Here is a 20,822-nt window from a genome sequence, read left to right on the forward strand (position 1 = left end):
GATTCACACTGAGAGAAGTTCACTTTAATTGTAAGGGGTGAAAACATGCTTGGATTAGCAAAAGGTTTAAAGTATACCCTTAAAAACTTAACAAGAGAAAAGCCGACTTATGAATATCCGCATGAACCGCTTCCATTGCCGGACCGTTTTCGGGGCATACAAAAATTTTATCCGGAAAAATGCATCGTTTGTAATCAGTGTGCAAACATTTGCCCGACAGATTGTATTCAATTAACCGGAAAAAAACACCCGGATCCAGCGAAAAAAGGCAAAATTATTGATACGTATGACATCAACTTTGAAATATGCATTCTTTGCGATTTGTGCACAGAGGTTTGCCCAACAGAAGCGATTATTATGACAAATAACTTCGAATTGTCGGAGTACAGCCGCGATGAGCTGTTTAAAAACCTCGAATGGCTGGATGAAAATGATGAGAATATACGGAAGGTGAATAAAGCATGACGTTTTCAGGTGAGTTTTTAGCGTTTATGTCCCTTGCTTTAGTAGCGGTCATCGGCGGCGTGCTTTTATTGAACCTTACCAAAGTCGTGCATATGGTCGTCGCGCTTGTTTTTACCTTCGTGAGTATCGCCGGAATTTATGTGCTGCTGTCTGCTGAATTCGTTGCAGCTGTCCAGATCCTTATTTATTCCGGTGCGATTACCATTATCATGCTATTTGGAATCATGCTGACACGCCATAATGACACAAGCGAGCCTCAAACAGGCCGCTGGCGGAAATTATTACTGTTTCTGGGTGTACTGGGCTTTGCCTTTGCGGTTTACATCGGCATTTATAACCTGGATATTGCCCAAACACCGACTGACCTTCATGTAAATAATACAGAACAAATTGGGATAGAGCTTTACTCAAAATTCATCATTCCTTTTGAAGTAACATCCGTTTTATTATTGGTAGCTTTGATTGGTTCGATTGTTCTGGCTAAAAGAGATGATGAGAAGGAGGCGGAGGAGGAATGAGTGCAGTTCCCGTTCAAGCCTACCTGGCATTGGCTTTGATTCTTTTCTGTATCGGTCTATATGGAGCGTTAACAAAACGCAATACAGTCATTGTCCTGATTTCTATCGAATTAATGCTGAATGCGGTAAATATTAATCTTGTAGCTTTTAGCAAATATGGCATTGCGCCTTCTATTACCGGGCAGATTTTTGCCCTGTTTGTCATAACGGTTGCGGCAGCAGAAGCCGCAGTTGGTTTAGCGATTTTGATTGCGCTTTATCGCAACAGGCAAACCGTCAATATTGATGAGATGGATACGATGAAACATTAATCAGTGGACTTTGTGAGAAATGCCGTCTATAGCGGCTAAAAATATAGAAAGAATAGGCTCGAGGCCCTTCTTAAGGCTGAGCCTGAAAGGACCTGTTCACTGCGGGTCCCAATCTGACACGCCGGCAACTCGGACTGCCAAGCTTTAGGGCGTGTTCAAAAAAGGGGATTGTGATAATGATGGAGAATGCATGGATCATACCGCTTTTCCCGCTTTTATCGTTTTTGTTCCTTATTCTATTCGGCAAACGGCTTAAGGAAGCGAGCGCTTATATTGGAATTTTGTTAACCTTGGCGTCGCTTGTATACTCGTTATTGGTGCTTTTTGAACGATTTACAGCACCTACTTACAAGGCGGAAGGCGTTTGGCTGACCATAGGGGATGTTCAGTTAACAGCGGGTTTTGAAGTTAATCAGTTGAATGCACTGATGCTTGTGATCGTGTCACTCGTTAGTTTCTTGGTACATACGTATTCGAAGGGCTATATGAACGGCGATGACCGTTTCCCTGTTTTCTATGCTTATTTAGGATTATTTACATTTGCGATGTTAGGCCTGGTCATCTCGCCTAATCTTCTGCAAACGTATTTCTTCTGGGAGCTTGTCGGGCTTGGTTCATTCTTGCTGATCGGTTTCTATTTTTACAAAGAAGAAGCAAAGGCAGCCGCCAAAAAGGCATTTATTATGACCCGTATTGGCGATGTCGGCCTTCTTATTGGAATGATTCTATTATTCTGGCAGGTTGGCAGCTTCGAATATGATGAAATTTTTGCAGCTGTTGAAGCTGGTTCCATTTCAGCTACTATGATCACATTAACAGCCATTCTAATTTTTATAGGAGCTGTCGGAAAATCTGGCCAGTTCCCACTTCACACCTGGCTTCCGGACGCGATGGAAGGTCCGACGCCGGTTTCAGCATTAATTCATGCTGCGACAATGGTAGCAGCAGGTGTTTACTTGGTGGCGGCATTATTCCCGCTTTTCACAGCAAGTGAAACAGCGTTAATGACTGTTGCCATAATTGGTGCTTTCACAGCCATCTTTGCAGCAAGCATCGGCTTGGTACAGAAAGATATTAAACGGGTACTCGCTTATTCAACAGTCAGCCAGCTGGGTTACATGATGCTGGCGCTTGGTTCTGCCGGATATGTGGCAGGCGTGTTCCACTTAATGACACACGCTTTCTTTAAGGCATTGCTATTTTTAGCAGCAGGAAGTGTCATTCACGCAGTTCATACACAAAACATTGAACATATGGGCGGATTATGGAAAAAGCTCCGCATTACTGGTCCGCTTTTCCTGATCGGGACACTGGCTATTAGCGGTGTGCCATTATTCTCAGGGTTCTTCAGTAAAGATGAAATCTTAATTGCCGCCTGGGCTCACGGAAACACAGTTCTGTTCTGGCTGGCAGTGATTGCCGCTTTCTTCACGGCATTTTATATGTTCCGACTGTTCTTTATGGTTTTTGCAGGCGAAGCGAGAAGCGATATGAAAAATGTCCACGAGTCGCCAAGTGTAATGACCATGCCGATGGTCGTGCTCGGTGTATTGGCAGTAGTGGCCGGTTATGTAAATACTCCATGGTTCGGCACGTTCCTTGGAGATTGGCTAGTAGAAGGAAACCATTCATTGGGACATGGCCACATTGAGGGTCCGGCTTGGATCATGGTTGTTGCTACAGTTGTGTCCCTGCTCGGAATTTTCCTTGCTTGGCTTATGTACGGTAAGCGCTCACTGTCCCGTGACTGGCTCACAAGCAGAGCACCGCTTACGTACAAGACTTTGTATAACAAATACTACATCGATGAATTTTATCAGCTGACAATTGTTACTGGCACTAAATTCTTTAGCTCATTCCTTCGCTTCCTGGAAGTATTCCTTGTTGAAGGAATTGTTAAGGGTGTTGCAGGCATCACATCAGCGCTTGGCAAACTGGGCTCCAAATTCCAGAACGGCCAGATTCAGACATATGGAACCATGGCATTTGTCGGCCTTGCCATTTTAGTTGTCATCTATGCTGTAACAGGGGGGTACTTAAAATGAATTTTGCCTATTTCCTATCAATTTTAGTTTTCTCCCCTTTGCTTGGTATTTTAGTCTTATCGTTCCTGCCAAAGACACAGGAATCTTTGATTAAAATGGTCGGGTTTTTAGCAACCCTGCCAGCTTTGCTTTTGTCGCTGATCGCCTACTTTCAGTACCGGGCGGGCGCAAATCTTGAAGGCCTGAATGAAAAAGTAAGCTGGATTCAATTCGGCAATTCCGAACAGCTGGGAAACTTGTTCTCCATCGATTATGAGCTGGGGCTTGATGGTTTCTCGCTGATCATGATCGTGCTGACAGCTGTTTTATCAACACTTGCAGCAATTGCCTCCATTCATATAAAAAAAGAGTGGAAGGGCTACTTCATGCTATTCCTGCTGCTTGAAGTCGGTATGCTTGGTGTGTTTGCAGCTGAAAACCTGATTCTATTCTTTATTTTCTTTGAGATTACCCTTATTCCAACCTTCTTCCTGATCGGAAAATGGGGTTACTTTGAAAAAGAAAATGCAGCGTACAGCTTTTTAATCTATAACGGACTTGGATCTGCTGTACTATTGATTGTCATTATGGTGCTGTTTGCCCGTACAGGCACAGCCAATATTGATGCTTTGATGGCTGTAATGAATGCAGATAATCCACAGCTGGTAGCGCAAATCTCTGAAGATATGAAAATGGGCATGCTGATTGCTCTTTTAATTGCATTTGGCGTTAAGCTTCCCATTTTTCCGCTGCATAGCTGGATGGTACGGGTTCACGTACAAGCTCCGCCTTCCATTGTTATGCTGCATGCCGGAGTGCTTCTTAAAATCGGTGCATACGGTTTAATTCGCTTCGGTATGGGGATATTTCCCGAGCAATTCCAAAGCCTGGCCGTATTACTGGCCGTGCTTGGAGTAGTAAATTTACTATACGGAGCCTTCCTGGCATTCATTCAGACAGATTTTAAAATGGTACTCGCTTACTCTTCTATTTCCCACATGGGAATCGTTTTAATCGGATTAGGCGCATTAAATGAGGCAGGAATTCAAGGTGCTATTTTCCAGGTAGTATCGCACGGTTTAATAGCAGCGCTTTTATTCTTCCTTGTTGGGGTGTTTTATGAGCGGGTCCAAACCTCCAATATCCAAAATCTTGGGGGCCTGGCAAAAGGGATGCCGATTACGGCAGGCTTCCTGCTTGCAGGGGCAATGGCTTCGCTTGGCTTGCCTGGCATGTCCGGATTCGTAAGTGAATTTATGGCTTTCCTTGGCTTATTCAAAGAAATGCCAGTACTGGCTGCAGTCGGTGCAATCGGTATTATTATGACAGCCGTTTACCTGCTTCGTGCAGTACTCGGAATTACGTACGGCAAAGCACATAGAGATTTTGCCGGAATTACCGATATGAGAAAGTTTGAGTTTGTGCCTGTCCTGGTTTTAGTGGGCTTGATTGTACTCATTGGTGTTTACCCAAGTGTACTGAGCGAACCGCTGACATCCACACTTGAAACGATAATGCTTGGGATAGGAGGGTGATGAAGGATGGATCTCGAAACATTATTATCATATGAATGGAGCATCATGGCGCCGGAGTTCATCATCCTTGGTGTTGCAACCGCTCTTTCACTTTTAGACTTGTTTATGCCCAAATCGCAAAGCCGCAAAATACTTGGCTGGCTTGGCTTCGCCGGAATCCTGGCAGCGCTTGTTTCCTTGCTGGGCCTTGTAGGACACGGAACAGAATCGATTTTGCTTGATACTTTCAGGCTGGATTCCTTTGCAAAAGCCTTTAAGCTGCTGTTATTATTAGGAGCAGCTATGGTGATGCTGATTGCGATTAGCTATGAGCCAAACGATGGGCTGGAAGAATTCAGGGGAGAATTCTTCTACCTGTTCATGGCAGGTTTGCTTGGTGCCATGATCATGTCATCAAGCGGCGACTTAATCACGCTGTTTGTTGGTCTCGAACTTCTTTCCATCTCTTCCTATATACTGGCAGGAATGAGAAAAAGAAATATCCAATCAAATGAATCTGCTATGAAATATGTTATTAACGGCAGTATAGCAACAGCCATTACGTTGTTTGGAATGAGTTATGTTTACGGTTTAACAGGGACCACAAACTTAAAGGCAATGGCCGGATTTTTGACATCTGTATTTGATGAACAGCATATTTACCTTCTAGGCCTTGCGTTCTTTATGATTGTTGTGGGACTTTCATTTAAATTGGCAACAGCCCCGTTCCATATGTGGGCTCCGGATGTGTACCAGGGTGCACCGACACCGGTAACAGCCTTTTTAAGTGTCGTTTCTAAAACAGCAGGTTTTGTCCTGCTTGTTCGGATTCTGTTTTCCATCTTCGCCAATACGCCGTCCGGTGATGCTCAAGGGCTGCCAATGATCCTGTCCCTGCAGGATTACATCGCTTTCCTGGCAGGAGCCACCATGATTATTGGTAACCTGATTGCTTTAAGGCAGCGTAACATTAAGAGGTTATTCGCTTATTCAAGTATTGCCCAGGCCGGCTACCTTTTAGTCGTTATTGCCACCATGTCGCTGTTTATGTTTGACACACTGTGGTTCTACCTGGGAGCTTACTTATTCATGAACCTAGGAGCTTTTGCGATTATCCAGTATGTGACCCACAAATCTGGCTCTGAAGATATCAGCGAGTTTGCCGGCTTATACCGCCGCGCTCCATTCCTTGCAATCGCAATGGCCATCTTCCTGCTATCGCTGGCGGGAATACCGGGAACGGCAGGGTTTATTGGCAAGCTGAACATTTTTATGGGTGCATTGGTTCCGCAAGAGGGCCATTATGTACTGGTTTCCATTATGATTGCCACTACAGTAGTTTCATACTTCTACTACTTCGGCGTGATGGTTCAAATGTTTTTCAGGCCTGCAGCTGATACACAAAAAGTAAAGCTTCCTGCAGCTTTAACTGCCGTGATTAGCATTAGCATTGTGGCTACCATCCTGTTTGGAGTCGCACCAAACATGGCATTTGATTTTCTGCAGGGAAATTTCAATCAGTTCACTGATTTCTTTCAGTAATTCGCTTTTTAAAGTGGGGATTTTAATAGGCATAAAAGAACAAAGGGTTGAAAAGGGATATATATACGGAGAGGGGGATATGTTCCCCTTCTTTTTTTGTTTTGCCAGCCATCACTTTTTACACAGTTCCTTCTTCGTGTTTTTTCGACAAAAAGAAAAGATTCGATATAATGGACGTATGTGCTACAAAAATTAGCGAAAACTTAATTTTCAAAAAATACACATTCGTGAAACTTACCTGCTAGTATTAACGTCAAATGGTAATGTAGCACACAAAACAGGTAAGCAAGGTGGTAAGACTTTTAAGGGAGGGAAAATGATGGTTTCAGGTTTCGGGCAACAGGCTTTGATAAGCATTATGTCTCATTTGGTATTCATTGCATTGGCCTGGTGGGCTCTTCAGGCATTGCGGTTTGAAACGCTTTTGCGGCCGAATCATGTTTTTCAGGCCCGTGTATTGTATGTATTGTTATCCATTGTCATCGGATCGACAGTCAGCAATTTCTTTCTCGATTATCTTTTATGGTCCCAGCAGCTGCCGCTTATTCTACAAAACATAAATTTTTTATAAATATAGGTCTTCATACATGTTTTCAATTTGAAGTTTTTTAAGTAAAATCGTTTTGTTGCTTGTTTCATGCGTACATACATTATTGTGAAGTTTTTTTCAAAGTATGCACAAACGGTAATAAAAGGCCTGCAAAACATGTGATAGAGCTGATTTTTGGTTTGTCAAAAAGTGACGACAATTCCCAAGTATGCTCCTCATATCCTTGGTAACAATGGTACTAAGGGGAGGAGTTTATAAATGAAAAATTTAGCAATATTATTATCAATTATTGGGTTAATTGGTTTCATGGTGATAAACATTGGGAATAAGACGACTGTAGCCAAAGGGGAGCTTGACCTGTTGACGCTGGCCTCAAGAATGCAGGGCGAGAATATTTTAATCAAAGAATGGTCTTTACATGCAAGAGAAAAAATGGGAAATTTTCAAAGCCTTCAGGAAGTTGAAGCATTCACAGATGAATTACAGCAGAAATATCCTGATTGGGAATGGAGATTTCAAACAACGGAAAAATCCTGGGAAGCAACAGCTGTTATAGAGGATAGCGAATCACAGTCAGAGGCTGTCAAAATTCTATCAACCCCCACAAAAGGTCAAGTTCAAACGTATGTAATTTATGAGGCCAAAGGTCAAGGGTGGGAGAAAGAACAGCAGGGTCTGGCTACAACTCTCAATAGCAAAATTTCTGACATTTTTCGAGGAAATGCCACAATTTTCTCTTGTATCCAGGGCGAATTCAATGATAAGATAAATAAGTCTTTGCCTGATACTGTAAATCAGTTATTGGCTGCTTTTGATGCAAAAGAAATAGAAGCGCTAAAAGAAGACCAATTCATTTCAACATCAGCATATTCGCCACTGCTTGGTGAATCAATTGAGACGAATGGCAAGGAAATGAACATGCAGCTTGGATTACGGACAAAAGGAATGGGCGCCAAGACAAACATAGTAATTGGCACACCCATCATAACGATTGAATATTAATATAGAGAAATTGGACGCGGAGGGGAATACACTTTGGATAAAATCATCGTCCGCGGCGGAAATAGGTTAAGCGGTACTGTCAAAGTAGAAGGAGCAAAAAATGCTGTCTTACCGGTTATCGCCGCAACACTGTTAGCAAGTGATGGCAAAAGCGTAATTCGTGATGTCCCAACACTCTCCGATGTATATACTATTAATGAAGTATTACGCTATTTAAACGCCGAAGTGGAGTTTGAAAATAATACAGTAATCGTAAATGCATCTCGAGAGTTGAAGGTAGAAGCACCTTTTGAATATGTACGCAAAATGCGTGCTTCAGTTTTAGTCATGGGATCTTTATTAGCAAGAAATGGCCGTGCTCGTGTAGCATTGCCAGGGGGCTGCGCAATCGGTTCCCGCCCAATCGACCAGCATTTAAAAGGCTTTGAAGCGATGGGTGCGAAAGTAAAGGTTGGCAATGGCTTTATTGAAGCGGAAGCACCAGAAGGCCGCTTGCATGGAGCAAAAATATATCTAGATTTCCCTAGCGTAGGTGCTACGGAAAATATTATGATGGCTGCAACATTGGCCAAAGGTACAACCATTTTGGAAAACGTGGCGAAGGAACCTGAGATTGTTGACTTGGCTAACTTCCTAAATAAAATGGGTGCCAAAGTTAAAGGTGCAGGAACTGGAACCATCCGCATTGAAGGTGTTGATGTTCTGTTTGGTGCAGACCATAATATCATTCCTGACCGCATTGAAGCAGGAACTTTCATGGTGGCAGCAGCCATTACAGGAGGAGACGTCCTTGTAAAAGGCGCTGTGCCAGAGCACTCCACTTCTTTAATTGCAAAGATGGAAGAAATGGGTGTTACGTTCATTGAAGAAGCGGAAGGAATCCGTGTAATGGGTCCAGATAAGCTGAAGGCTGTTGATATTAAAACAATGCCTCATCCAGGATTCCCGACAGATATGCAATCACAAATGATGGCCTTATTGCTCCACGCACAGGGTACAAGTGTGATTACGGAAACAGTATTTGAAAACCGCTTCATGCATGTGGAAGAATTCCGACGCATGAATGCTGAGATTAAAATCGAAGGGCGTTCTGTGATCATGAACGGACCAAGCAACCTGCAGGGCGCTGAAGTTGCAGCTACAGACCTTCGTGCAGCTGCCGCTCTAATCCTGACTGGATTGGTTGCAGACGGCGTAACGCGCGTAACGGAGCTTAAGCATCTTGACCGTGGATACGTAAACTTCCACGAGAAACTTGCTGCACTTGGCGCTGATATCGAACGTATTACAGAAGTGGAAGAAACGCCAGCTAAAAATAACAGCTACGTTTCTGACATGAACGCATAAGAAATGCCAATCAAGGCGACCTTTGAGAGTCGTCATAAAATAGTCGCCTTGCGTGCATTCCTACCAGAAACCGCAGAATCGAGCTGTCAGAAGTCTGACAAATCGATTCTGCGGTTTTTTGATTTAGCTGGAAGTGACTATGCTGGCGGTGTTGACCCGGTTGAGGAGAGTCTAATATGGATCCTGTTTATTGATATGGCGGGAAGTAATGCATATATGTTAAAAGTGGTGCGTAAATGAATTGAAATTACGCATAAATTTTAAAAGTAGTGCTGTAAGTTAAATAAGTGAAGCATAAACATTAAAAATGACCCAGAAACCGGTTTTACGGACTGCGAATTGTGTGTAATGTTAGATAAATTTTGAAACATGCTAGATAAACCGTAAAACATGTTAGATAAAACAGAAAATATGTTAGGTAAAGTCCAAAACATGTTAGGTAAAAAATGCTTTAAATTTATTCTTAGCGGAAGAAAGCGGGCTTTGGAGCCGCCGCGAACTGTTTTTTTATAAAAAGGGTAAATAAAAGAATGAAAATCGGTTAGTCCTTATAACTTTGTTCAAAAACGCCCTTCAATATAGGAAGAAAACTGAGCCGAGCCACCTGAATAAACCCATTTTCACAAAAATGCAGACCAGCTCATTAAGTTGTCATATTAGCTTGTCCATAGCCATAAATATGAAGTGAGTTAGAATTATTTTTTTGCTATGGAGGCTTAAAACATGACAAAATTCAAACCATTCATCGTACTAGCCGCAGTGTTGTTTGCCGTCACTCTTGTGGTTCCGGCTCTGCTTGTGATTCCTTTTACTGAGGGGACAGTGAGCGGAAAGCTTGGCGAGGAGCTAAAACAGGATGCTAAAACGGAGAAGACGGCGGAAATCCCACAAGGGCCTGCCATAGAGGTAGGTGTCTATCGCCTGGCACAAAAGAAGATTGAAACGGTACCTTTAGAGGACTATATTGTCGGTGTTGTCGCATCGGAAATGCCGGCTGAATTTGAAAAAGAAGCATTGAAGGCACAGGCACTGGCAGCAAGGACTTTTATTGTTGAACAAATGCTGAATGAGAATAAAGCAGATCTGCCTGAAGGAGCCTTAGTATACGATACAGTCGTCCATCAGGTTTATAAAAATGAAAATGAATTAAAGCAAGTTTGGGGACCCGATTACAAGTGGAAAATCCAGAAGGTAAGAGAGGCAGTTAATGAAACGAGAGGCCAAATCCTCACTTTTGACGGCTCTCCTATTACGGCTTCCTTTTTTTCAACAAGCAATGGATTTACCGAGAATTCCGAGGCCATCTGGCCAAATTCAGTTCCTTATTTAAAAAGTGTAGAAAGCAAGTGGGATCTGCAGTCACCGAAGTTTAATGGCAGAGCGGTGTACACGGTTCAGGAATTTGAAAAGAAACTGGGCGTGAAGCTTCCTAACGATAGCACGATCGGCAATGTGACCGAGCGGACAGCCGGCCAGCGGGTGGCCAAGGTGGAGATTAACGGGAAGGTTGTCAGCGGAAAGGACATCAGGGAAAAGCTTGGTTTGAAATCTACGGACTTTACATGGGAACGCAAGGGCGACAATATCATAATTAATACAGAAGGCTACGGCCATGGAGTTGGCATGTCCCAATACGGCGCAAATGGGATGGCATCTGAAGGAAAGAATTATAAAGAAATTGTTTCTCATTATTATCAAGGTGTAGAGATTGCAGCCTCTGACCAATTGCTTACGAAAATCACCGCGAAAAAATAATAAAAAGGCTGGTTCTATAACAGAATCAGCCTTTTCTATTTACCTTTTTTTAAAATAGGAAAGAATGAAAGCTAGCTTTTTAAACCGGCCTTGAAAAAGAGCGCGGCTAATAAAATACCAGCACACCAAAACGCCTGTAATGTCCTTTACAGCGTCGATAAGGGTAGCAGACCGGTAAGGGACAAAGGATTGGTGAATCTCATCCAGGATCCCGTAAAAGCAGGCAAAGACTGCCAGCAGGATATTCACTGCAGGAGTTAGCTTGCCTGTAGTCAATACAGCGAGAACGAGAAGTACATACAGAATGCCAAATTCAACGAGATGCAGGGATTCTTTTATAAACCGGTCAACTGCCGAATCGGGCAGCTCCACAACGGCATTATGCGGCAGGCCGGACAGGGTCCAGATTAGCGCCATATATAGGAAGGGGAGAACTCTCATAATCCACTTAAGCATATTCCAATAACTCCTTTAATAATTTTTTCTTATATCATGCATAATAATAAAACCTTTGTCGAAAAATAAACCCAAAAAATTTTTTTTTAGAAATGTATATAATCCTCTCAATCTGTTCAGACTGATTGCTGAGGTGATGATAAATGAGAGAGGAAGAAAAGAAACGATCTTCTCAAGATTCCAGCTTTAAACGCTTTATGAAAAAGCGGTGGGCATTCCCAGCTATCTACATTGCAAGTGCAGCAATCATTCTAACCGGGGTTCTTTGGTATCAAAGCAGCGACAACGCTACAGACACAGACAGCTACGACTACGAAGCCACTGATATTACCGGCAAGAAGTACGATGAGCCAGCATTGGAAGTTAACCGCGCGATGGAAAACTTCGTAATGCCTGTTCAGGATCCAGACTCTGTTGTCATTCAAAAACAATTCTATGACTATGATGGCAAAGCTGAAGAACAGGAAGCTGCTCTAGTATTTTACAATAACACATACCATCCGAACACTGGTATTGATATCAGCATGAAGGATGGAGAAACGTTTGATGTACTAGCTGCATTAAGCGGAACTGTTACGAAGGTAGAAGAAGATGCACTGTTGGGCAATGTCATTGAAGTTGAGCATGACAAAGGAATTGTAACACAATATCAATCTGTTACTGAGATGAATGTTGAGGTTGGCGACCAGGTAGAACAAGGTGCTGCTCTTGCTAAAGCAGGCGAAAGCTTGTTTAATGAAGAAGCAGGCGTACACGTACACTTTGAAATCCGCAAAGATGGACTGCCGGTCAATCCGCTTGATTACTTCAATAAGCCGCTAAGCTCTTTACAAGAGCTGGAGCAATCTGATGACACAGATGCTGCTGACAACAGCGGTGCAAATGAAGAAAACGACGAAGCTGCTCCTTCTGAAGATAAGTCTACTGAAGAGTCTGGCACTACAGATGAAGATGCCGGCCAAACTGACGAAGACAAATCTACTGACACAGAAGAAGATCCAGCTGAAAACTCTGAAGACGAAGGTCAAACTGACGACCAAGTCGAAGGAGAAACTACTGAATCTACAGACGCATAATAATAGGGAGTCCGCCAAACTGGCGGGCTCTTTTGGTTATCTTTGAACTTCCATAACTGTCTAGCTCCGGCACCCTATCGACTCGACGTGCTTCTCTCACCTCGCCTACGACGACGCATAGGATGTGCTAGTAAGGCGAGGCGCACAGGACGTGCGCGCTTCCGAGCGTTATAAGTCAACATCGAATCGCTATTGCTCTTTGTGTTTCCTTTATCTCAAAAAAGGAACTCAGACTAAGAACGCCACGTCCTGTGGCAATGTCTGAGTGGCCCACATCCTCCCAAAAGCTGCCGCTTTCGGTCGTGCGACGTAAAGCTGACGAAGGCCTTCCTTGTCCTGTGGGCCTCAGTCCACCACGCTCCATCGATGCGCACTAAGGAATGCTTCCAAGAATAAGCTTCGCAGGAACAAGCTGCTTTTGGCTTGTTCCGAAGGGTGCCTCCGCTTTTCTTGGTACCACCCGAATTTTGTCGAATAGGAATGTTTCGACAATTCTGCCGGCCTCCTGTATAATATTTCGAAAGACGAAAAGTTGTGCAGGGGGACTTTAGTATGAAGAAATTGCTTTTAACGGGGTTTGAACCTTTTCTTGAATTTCCGATCAATCCAACGGAAACAATTGTCAAGGAACTGGACGGGCAAAAGGTTGGAAACTATGAAATTAAAGGTTTGCATTTGCCGGTAGATTTTAATTTGGCACCAAAGAAAATAGTAGAGGCGGTAGCTGAGGAAAATCCGGATGCTGTTATTTCACTTGGGTTGGCAGCAGGGCGTGCAGCTATCACGCCTGAAAGAATTGCGATTAACTGCCAGGACGGGGAGCCTGATAATAGAGGAGTTACCCTTGAAGACAATGCCATAGAGGAAAATGGTCCTGATGGGTATTTCTCGACTTTGCCGATCCGCCGTATGGCCAATAGGCTAAAAGAGGCAGGTTATCCTTCAGCAATCTCGAATACAGCGGGAACCTATCTTTGCAATAATGTCATGTATTCCGTGCTTCATAAGTTAAAATCATCAGACAAAGAAATACCTGCCGGGTTTGTACATATTCCGGCTTCACATGCCCTGGCTGCTGCAAGTAAAAAAAGCATGGCGAGCTGGTCGGATGGGGATCTGCTGCAGGCAATCACATTAATAATAGAAGAACTAGATTAAGGAGCCAAGCCGTTTGGCTCCTTTTTATATGCTAAATTAAATTATCACTATAATAATTTAGGGATAGGTTATTATCATCGCTATAGTGTTTTCCTCTAATACCCTAAAGTCTCCAATTGCAAAAAGGCAGCCAAACTTAAGGAAAAACCTTACCTGCCAGCCTTGCCGCCAACCCGCTTTATTTTTACAAAAAAAATATAAATATATTTACAGCATATACTTGACCTAGAATTAATTTTTGTACATAATGAAGTATAAATTTTCTCAAAATTTAGTTTAATCAGAAAACACACACCCAGACGGCCATCGCAAAAACTTAAAGCAGAAAGCGACAAATAATGACAGCGCTTTCTTTTAAAAGGGGGAAACAAACTTGCTTACTTTATTGTCTTTGATGGTGATTACCGGTGTCTGCCTTTTTCTTGCTTTAAGACAGAAAAAGCCGATCTTCCTAGCTGTACCTTTCCTGTCTATTTTTGCTTACTTCCTCGTTCAAATCATCCTTGTCCCTGCACCATTTATGGAAACAGTCAAATTTATTTTCAGTTTAAGGTAATGGTTTTTTCCGGGTCCGGTCAACGGATCCGGTGAAATAGCAGTCAATCAGGCTGCATTATTTAAAAGGAGTGGTTCCGCACGCTGAAAATCTGTTTACCAGCTATTATGCATTCATGTAAATCCAATTATTTTAACCGGGGGTGGAGTTGTGAAGAAAATTGAAAAGAAAGTAGCGGACAGTTATTTTCGTGAAAAGACTCGGAATATGATCATTTATTTTGCTATTGGATTTCTGGCTTCCTTTGGAGTCGTCTTTTTTGCAGAGCCTTTAAGTGACATTACGATTAACGGTTTCCCGTTCCATTATTTCATGGGAGCGCAGGGAGCTGTTCTAACTTTTATTATTTTGCTGTTCGTTAACGCAAAAATGGGTGATGCAATTGACCGGAAATATGGAATTGATGAAGAAAAAAATAAGCAGATTAGTTCTGGAAAAGTGCTTGATCATTAATTGGGTAAAATTGAGCGGCTGTTCGAGCCGGCTATAACAAGATAAAAAGGGGCGTCATAAAAAATATTGTACGTGAAAAAGGGGGAAGGCATTTGGATACACAATTTTTGGTCTCATTATCCATTATTTTAGCCACATTTGCTTTATATATTGGAATTGCCATTTATAACAAAGCAAAAGCAACGTCGGATTTCTATGTTGCCGGACGGGGAATTCCGCCCATTTTTAACGGGATGGCGATCGGTGCTGACTGGATGAGTGCTGCTTCATTTATCGGTATGGCCGGAACGATCATGCTTCTTGGCTATGATGGCCTTGCCTATATTATGGGATGGACGGGCGGATATTTGCTTCTGACATTCCTTTTGGCTCCGCAGCTGCGGAAGTACGGCCGTTACACGGTGCCTGAATTTATCGGTGACCGCTATAACAGCCATACAGCCCGCGTAATTGCGGCGATTTGTACGATCATTATCAGTTTCACATACTCGGTTGGCCAGCTTTCCGGTTCAGGGGTAGTCATTGGCCGACTGTTTGAGATTGATGCCAAGCTTGGAACCATGATTGGCGTTGTGCTTATTGCCTTTTACGCTGCATTCGGCGGTATGAAGGGGATTACCTGGACACAGGTGGCCCAGTACGTCATTCTGATTATTGCCTATATCATCCCGGTTATTTTTATGTCCCTGCAAATTACAGGGAACCCGGCTCCATGGTTATCATATGGAGAGATTGTTGGTAAAATGGGTGAATTGGATCGTGAGCTGGGAATTTCTGAATATTTTGCGCCATTTACAAATGGAACAAAATGGCAGTTCTTGGCGCTAATGTTTACTTTAATGGCTGGTACAGCCGGACTTCCGCACGTAATCGTCCGTTTCTATACGGTATCCACGATGAAGGCAGCGCGCTGGTCTGGTGCATGGGCATTGCTTTTCATCGGATTGTTATACTTATCGGCTCCTGCTTATGCTGCATTTTCCCGTTTCATCCTGATGACAAAGGTTGCAGGCAGCAAAATTACCGAACTGCCTGGCTGGACAAAATCATGGGTGGATACAGGCAAGCTGCAAGTAGCGGATTCCAATGGTGATGGCATTCTCCAGTGGAGCGAATTAATTATCTCTAACGATATTGTCGTTATGGCGACACCGGAAATTGCCAACCTAGGTTTGTTTGTCATCGGTCTAGTGGCAGCAGGTGCAATGGCCGCAGCGTTATCAACTGCCGGCGGATTAATGATTGCTATTTCTTCCGCTTTTGCCCACGATATTTTCTATCGAGTGCTAAAGCCGAACTCAACAGAAAAAACACGTCTATCTGTAGCACGCTGGTCGATAGTTGTGGCAACTCTACTGGCAGGACTTATCGCGCTTAACCCGCCGGGAGCGATCACGCAAATTGTTGCCTGGGCATTTGCACTAGCTACAGGAACCTTCTTCCCAGCGCTTGTACTGGGTGTATGGTGGAAGCGTTCAAACTCACAGGGTGTTATTGCCGGCTTGCTCGTTGGTTTGGGTGTGACACTGGCATACATCTTCGCAGCAAAATATGGCGGCTTTACAATCCTTGGAATCATTGATACAGGAGCGGGCGTCTTTGGTGCAGCAGCTGCATTTATCGCCAACATCGTTGTTTCCCTTATGACTGCGGCTCCTTCGCAAAAGATTCAGGATGAAGTTATGGATCTTCGCTATCCGGAGCAAATGGTTTATAAAAACGGTGAAGTTTGGTTGAATGATGATGGACCAAAATCCGTATAATTTAGACAATTTGGAGGCTGTGCGATTTCACCCCTTTTTCAGAGGGGTGGAAACTGACACAGCCCTTTCACTTATATCATTATGCGAAGTCCGCCAATACGAAAAAAATGAAGTCATGTTAAAAAAAGATAAACCCCGGGAAGGCCTTCTGCTCATTTTAGAAGGTCTTTCAGAGGTTTTTGTGAAAAATGAAACCCATGGACGCGAGGAAGTTCTCGAAGTGGTCCAAAAAGGCGAAATGATTGGATTTTCCAGTCTCGCTGACTTCCTTGGTGTATCTAAGCCAGCGAAAACCGAAGTGATGGTTGAAGTGAAAGCAGTGAGTGCTGTAAGGGCGATGTACATCCCGTTTGAAGTGGTTACAAGAAGATGGGATGACCCGGCAGTCCACGATTATCTCCTGACACAGGTTGCCATTCGGTTAAAAGATATTTATACCTCTCTGGCCGAACAGGTAAAGCTTGCTACGGACTACGGAGAAAATGATGCCTTTATGATACGTGTCCAGGATGTGATGACTGAAGAGGTTGCTGCTGTTAATCCGGAAGAGAGTATCCAGAAGGCAGCCCGTTTGATGCATGAAAAGAGAACGAGCTCTGTGCTGGTCGTAGAAAATGATTCATTAAAAGGGATTATTACGGAAAGGGACATGGTTGAGCGGGTGGTTGCCAGGGGAATCGAGTTATCAGCCGATGCCGGTACCATTATGACACGAGATCCGGTCTCGATACCAAGGTCTGCTTATTATTATGATGCGATTTCACTCATCTTTACAAAAGGAATCAAGCACTTGCCCGTTGTGGAGGATTCCAAGGTAGTTGGAATTGTCACTCTATCAGATTTGCTGAGGAAGAAAAATGAGAATGTCATGAAAACGATCCAGAAGATTGAACAGGCGGACATGGATAGCCTTCCGCAGGTGAAAAAGGCCATTTATGAGGTAATCGATACGCTAATAAAGGATCGGCTTCCTATTTTGACAACCTTTGAAATCATTACAAGGCTTTATGACCGCCTTGTGTGCAGAATAGTAGAGCTCTCTATTAAAAATCTGCAGGAGAAAGGCAAACAGAAGCCTTGTGATTTTGCGTTCTATCAAATGGGCAGCAGCGGCCGGGGCGAGCAGTTTATGCTCACTGATCAGGACCATTTCCTGGTCTATGAAAATCATAGGGAGGAAGCCTCTGCTTATTTTGAAGAACTGGGAAGAGAGATTACATCCAATATGGAAGCCGCAGGATATGCCCGCTGCAAAGGATTAATGATGTGCAGTGAACAGAAATGGCGCGGCTCATTGGCTGTGTGGGAAGATAGACTGCTAAAATGGAGGCTGCAATCTACTAACGACAATCTATTATTAGCCCAGAATTTCTTTTCGTACCGGTTGATTACTGGCAGTGAGAAATTGCATCAGAAATTTGAAGAATTGATTGCTGAGCAGATGAAAAGGTCGAGGATCTTTTTGTACCGGCTGGCACAGCTTGAAAAGGAGAATCCGATTCCGACCCTGGACCAGCCAATCCGTTCTTTATTTAAACTTGAACGGAAAAGCATTGATATGAAAAAAGAAGTTCTATTCCCATATCATCACAGCCTGCAAATTTTATCTCTATTGCATGGGAAACAATCGGGGACTCCGATTGAAAAAATTAATTTCTTAAAAGCAAAGAGAGTTTTCTCCGAGTCGTTTTCTTTAGACCTAAAGGAAGCAGTAAGTACCATCTTGGCCATGTATGTCACCCAGAGATGGCAGCAGGCGAAATCGGGCAGTGAGCTAACATCCGTTGTATCGTTTGCAAGACTGTCAACACGCGAAAAGGAAGAATTGATTTTAAGCTTAAAAACATTAAGGGAGCTGCAGAGCCAGGTGTTTGCACACTTTTCAGTATAGCTCTACAGAAGGAGGCTGGTAATGTTTTTTCGCAGAAAAAATGTAGCATGTTCCTTAACCTATGAGAATATTCCACTATCAACACCTTTGGAGGATCTGCAATTTGTCGTGTTTGATACGGAAACCACGGGATTCCAGGTTTCGACAATAGACCGGATTATTGAAATTGGCGCTGTTCCAGTTAGAGGTCTGGAAGTGTGCGAAAAGGATATTTTTCAGACATATGTAAACCCAAATCGACAAATTTCTCGGGAAATAACAGAATTGACCTCTATTTCCGATGAGCGGGTTAAAGCTGCACCGCAAGCATTGGAGGCAATGGTGAGCTTTTTTGATTATGTCGAATCAAGGGAAACTGTCTGCCTGGTCGGCCACTATGTCAGTTTTGATGCACTTGCCATGAAAAGCGAATTTAAACGGGAAAAGTTTGCTTTGAAAAACTTCCTGACTATCGACACTCTGGATTTGATTGGCTTTATCGCCCCCTCCTATGACATGCGGGATCTCGAGAGGTACGCCATGGCATTTGGCACCCGAATTTATGAGCGCCATAGTGCAATAGGGGATGCACTAACCACTGCTTACCTATTTGTTGAATTGCTTCTACAGTTCAAAGACAGAGGCTATAACACCTGGGGCGAACTGATCAAAGCAACCGACAGCCAGATGAGATCGATGCAGTTTTAAGGGGAGAAATGAATGTGGTTGACATGTTGGTGAGCGGGTGAGCGATGATGGGGGATGGTTTAAGGCTCAGGATTAATAGCTGAGTGGTTGGATAGTTCCCGAAGAATGGAAAAAGAGCCGAGGGCAGGAACTCAAAAGTGTGAATAGTGCTGTTGGACGGAAGAAAGAATGGATGAAGGGGACTCAAGAGTAAGATTATTGCCTGAAGGATCAAAAAGAGGCAAGAATGGTCACTAAGGAGATTGGCTAATTAAAAATAGATAAAAAAGCCGGATCACCCAGAGATCCGGCTTTACTTCTTATTTCCCTACTGAATATTGATCAATGCCCCATTTTTATGTGCAACAATAACTTCTTTTCCTGCCAGTCTCTGATAGGATTGAGCAGTCCCGTATGGAACTTTTAAGGAGAGATATTGATTTCCAGCTTTAAATTCAATTGTGAAATTGTCGGCTGCACCGACAATTTGTGCCTTGGTAGAAGTGATGTCTTCCATAATAATAAGTCTTTGGTTGATAAGAACCATATAATTTTTCAAGTTATTTATAGCTTTAAGCTCGTTCATCGAGATGTTGTAGCGCTTGGAAATGTCTAATAGCGTGTCGCCTGGCACCACGGTATAGATAGCAGCATGCTGCAGGAATGTCTCTGCTGTATGCCACTCAGCAGGTACGTTAAGCACTTGGCCTGGATAGATATAGTCTGACGTAAGGTTATTCGCTTTTTTTAGTTCTTTAATGGTCATATCATACTTTTGGGCAATTCGATAAAGGTTGTCCCCTTTTTTTACAGTATATGATCCAGCAGAGTCATTTGGAGATTCACCAGCTTTTTCATTGATGCTTTCGTTCTGCTGAATTAATTTATTTCCGGGTGGCACCTCAAGTTTTTGACCGGGATAGATGGTATCTGATGTAAGATTGTTAGCCATTTTGAGATCTTTAACAGTCGTTTCATATTTTTTTGAGATTCGGTAAAGATTGTCTCCTTTTTGCACAGTGTAGGTTCCAGCTGCAGCTTTTGCATCTTTCCCGCCAACTTGTAAACCACCTGCTGCAATAACTGTAGCTAATGTAACGCCAGCTAATTTAGATCTTCTGGCTTTTGCCCGTTTTTTCTGATCTTCTAAAATTCTTTCTTTTCGTGACCGTGAAACATTTTTCTCCATATTTCCCCACTCCATCATATGAAAATTAACTTGGATAAAACTGGTCATATAACCATATATATGAATGCTAATCCCAGAATCATGGTAAGGGATAAATAGGGCTATAACAATAGGTATGAAAGCTTATAAGATAATGGGTTTAGGGTGATTATTTACACCTGTTTTATAAAAAGATGAATATTAAAATTAGCCTACTTATTCTCAGATTATTGAATTTACCTGTTAAAAAAGAAATGTTTTTGGAACAAATGATTTAAAGTTCTCAAAATCGATATTTGTCGAATAATCGGGAATTATACCTAGTTATGGCTATCTGACTGGAAATTATGTAGGTAACATCTCATTGGTCTTTAGCCTGTTTGTTTTCTTTTACGCCGAAGATTTTAATGAAAACATTTCCTGTTTTTAGCCTCCAGATGTCCTATTTTCAAAAAATTTACACAAAACCTTGTCCCTATTGAGTTTTTCGTGCATATTACATCAACCAAGCTAATAAACTGTTACAAACCTTACAAAGAGAATGTATGAGGTGAGGGATCGTTTTACTGAAACCAATGTATAAGTTGAGGACATGTTTAATTATCGC

Annotated in this window: 19 protein-coding genes; 17 read left to right on the top strand and 2 right to left on the bottom strand. The window is 42.9% G+C overall.

The window, feature by feature from the left end; all coding sequences use genetic code 11:
* Positions 1–45 precede the first annotated feature (45 nt).
* The 10 genes from nuoI to spoIID all read left to right on the top strand — a co-directional run bounded on the left by nuoI (position 46) and on the right by spoIID (position 11,028).
* Positions 46–465, top strand: coding sequence for an NADH-quinone oxidoreductase subunit NuoI (gene nuoI, locus IQ19_RS20015; protein ID WP_110063747.1), 420 nt, complete (start codon positions 46–48; stop codon positions 463–465).
* Entirely contained in the window at positions 462–983 is a 522-nt protein-coding gene (locus tag IQ19_RS20020; RefSeq protein WP_110063748.1) for an NADH-quinone oxidoreductase subunit J, read from the top strand. Before nuoI ends, IQ19_RS20020 begins: the two co-directional genes overlap by 4 nt.
* Entirely contained in the window at positions 980–1,294 is a 315-nt protein-coding gene (nuoK, locus tag IQ19_RS20025; RefSeq protein ID WP_144544426.1) for an NADH-quinone oxidoreductase subunit NuoK, read from the top strand. The genes IQ19_RS20020 and nuoK overlap by 4 nt, the downstream gene beginning before the upstream one ends.
* Before the next feature lie 176 nt (positions 1,295–1,470).
* The gene (gene nuoL, locus IQ19_RS20030; protein WP_144544427.1) at positions 1,471–3,339 is read left to right on the top strand and encodes an NADH-quinone oxidoreductase subunit L; all 1,869 of its coding nucleotides are present in this window, start codon (positions 1,471–1,473) and stop codon (positions 3,337–3,339) included.
* Complete coding sequence (locus IQ19_RS20035) at positions 3,336–4,853, top strand: NADH-quinone oxidoreductase subunit M (RefSeq protein ID WP_144544428.1); 1,518 nt, start codon at positions 3,336–3,338, stop codon at positions 4,851–4,853. The genes nuoL and IQ19_RS20035 overlap by 4 nt, the downstream gene beginning before the upstream one ends.
* A 6-nt stretch (positions 4,854–4,859) precedes the next feature.
* Complete coding sequence (nuoN, locus tag IQ19_RS20040) at positions 4,860–6,374, top strand: NADH-quinone oxidoreductase subunit NuoN (RefSeq protein ID WP_144544429.1); 1,515 nt, start codon at positions 4,860–4,862, stop codon at positions 6,372–6,374.
* 319 nt (positions 6,375–6,693) lie between these two features.
* A complete protein-coding gene (locus tag IQ19_RS20045) occupies positions 6,694–6,945 on the top strand; it encodes a DUF1146 family protein (RefSeq protein ID WP_110063754.1) in 252 nt (83 codons plus the stop codon).
* A gap of 237 nt (positions 6,946–7,182) precedes the next feature.
* The gene (locus tag IQ19_RS20050; RefSeq protein WP_144544430.1) at positions 7,183–7,926 is read left to right on the top strand and encodes a YwmB family TATA-box binding protein; all 744 of its coding nucleotides are present in this window, start codon (positions 7,183–7,185) and stop codon (positions 7,924–7,926) included.
* A 33-nt stretch (positions 7,927–7,959) separates the two neighbouring features.
* The gene (gene murA, locus IQ19_RS20055; protein WP_144544431.1) at positions 7,960–9,273 is read left to right on the top strand and encodes a UDP-N-acetylglucosamine 1-carboxyvinyltransferase; all 1,314 of its coding nucleotides are present in this window, start codon (positions 7,960–7,962) and stop codon (positions 9,271–9,273) included.
* 723 nt (positions 9,274–9,996) lie between these two features.
* Positions 9,997–11,028 (top strand): stage II sporulation protein D, encoded by a 1,032-nt coding sequence (spoIID, locus tag IQ19_RS20060; RefSeq protein ID WP_144544432.1) that lies wholly within the window; start codon positions 9,997–9,999, stop codon positions 11,026–11,028.
* A gap of 39 nt (positions 11,029–11,067) precedes the next feature.
* On the opposite strand, the gene IQ19_RS20065 is transcribed toward spoIID, so the two are convergent.
* Entirely contained in the window at positions 11,068–11,484 is a 417-nt protein-coding gene (locus IQ19_RS20065; RefSeq protein WP_144544433.1) for a VanZ family protein, read from the bottom strand.
* A gap of 143 nt (positions 11,485–11,627) precedes the next feature.
* On the opposite strand from IQ19_RS20065, the gene IQ19_RS20070 reads away from it, so the two are divergent.
* The 7 genes from IQ19_RS20070 (at position 11,628) to IQ19_RS20100 (ending at position 19,068) form a co-directional block, all read left to right on the top strand.
* A complete protein-coding gene (locus tag IQ19_RS20070) occupies positions 11,628–12,560 on the top strand; it encodes a stage II sporulation protein SpoIIQ (protein ID WP_144544434.1) in 933 nt (310 codons plus the stop codon).
* 552 nt (positions 12,561–13,112) lie between these two features.
* Positions 13,113–13,718: a pyroglutamyl-peptidase I gene (locus tag IQ19_RS20075; protein WP_144544435.1), complete on the top strand. Its 606-nt coding sequence runs from the start codon at positions 13,113–13,115 to the stop codon at positions 13,716–13,718.
* Positions 13,719–14,091: 373 nt separating this feature from the next.
* Positions 14,092–14,274: a hypothetical protein gene (locus IQ19_RS20080; protein WP_144544436.1), complete on the top strand. Its 183-nt coding sequence runs from the start codon at positions 14,092–14,094 to the stop codon at positions 14,272–14,274.
* 150 nt (positions 14,275–14,424) lie between these two features.
* The gene (locus tag IQ19_RS20085; protein WP_144544438.1) at positions 14,425–14,727 is read left to right on the top strand and encodes a DUF4212 domain-containing protein; all 303 of its coding nucleotides are present in this window, start codon (positions 14,425–14,427) and stop codon (positions 14,725–14,727) included.
* Between the two features lie 92 nt (positions 14,728–14,819).
* Positions 14,820–16,490, top strand: coding sequence for a sodium:solute symporter family protein (locus IQ19_RS20090; protein ID WP_144544441.1), 1,671 nt, complete (start codon positions 14,820–14,822; stop codon positions 16,488–16,490).
* Positions 16,471–18,381 (top strand): DUF294 nucleotidyltransferase-like domain-containing protein, encoded by a 1,911-nt coding sequence (locus IQ19_RS20095; RefSeq protein ID WP_144544481.1) that lies wholly within the window; start codon positions 16,471–16,473, stop codon positions 18,379–18,381. The genes IQ19_RS20090 and IQ19_RS20095 overlap by 20 nt, the downstream gene beginning before the upstream one ends.
* Positions 18,382–18,402: 21 nt before the next feature.
* Positions 18,403–19,068, top strand: a complete 666-nt coding sequence (locus tag IQ19_RS20100) for a 3'-5' exonuclease (protein WP_144544443.1) — start codon at positions 18,403–18,405, stop codon at positions 19,066–19,068.
* A 307-nt stretch (positions 19,069–19,375) separates the two neighbouring features.
* On the opposite strand, the gene IQ19_RS20105 is transcribed toward IQ19_RS20100, so the two are convergent.
* Positions 19,376–20,236 carry a LysM peptidoglycan-binding domain-containing protein gene (locus IQ19_RS20105; protein WP_158638863.1) on the bottom strand — a complete coding sequence of 287 codons (861 nt, stop codon included), beginning with the start codon at positions 20,234–20,236 and terminating at the stop codon, positions 19,376–19,378.
* Between the last annotated feature and the right edge of the window lie 586 nt (positions 20,237–20,822).

This window comes from Cytobacillus oceanisediminis (assembly GCF_007830235.1).
In the GTDB taxonomy this organism is placed as follows: domain Bacteria; phylum Bacillota; class Bacilli; order Bacillales; family Cytobacillaceae; genus Cytobacillus; species Cytobacillus oceanisediminis.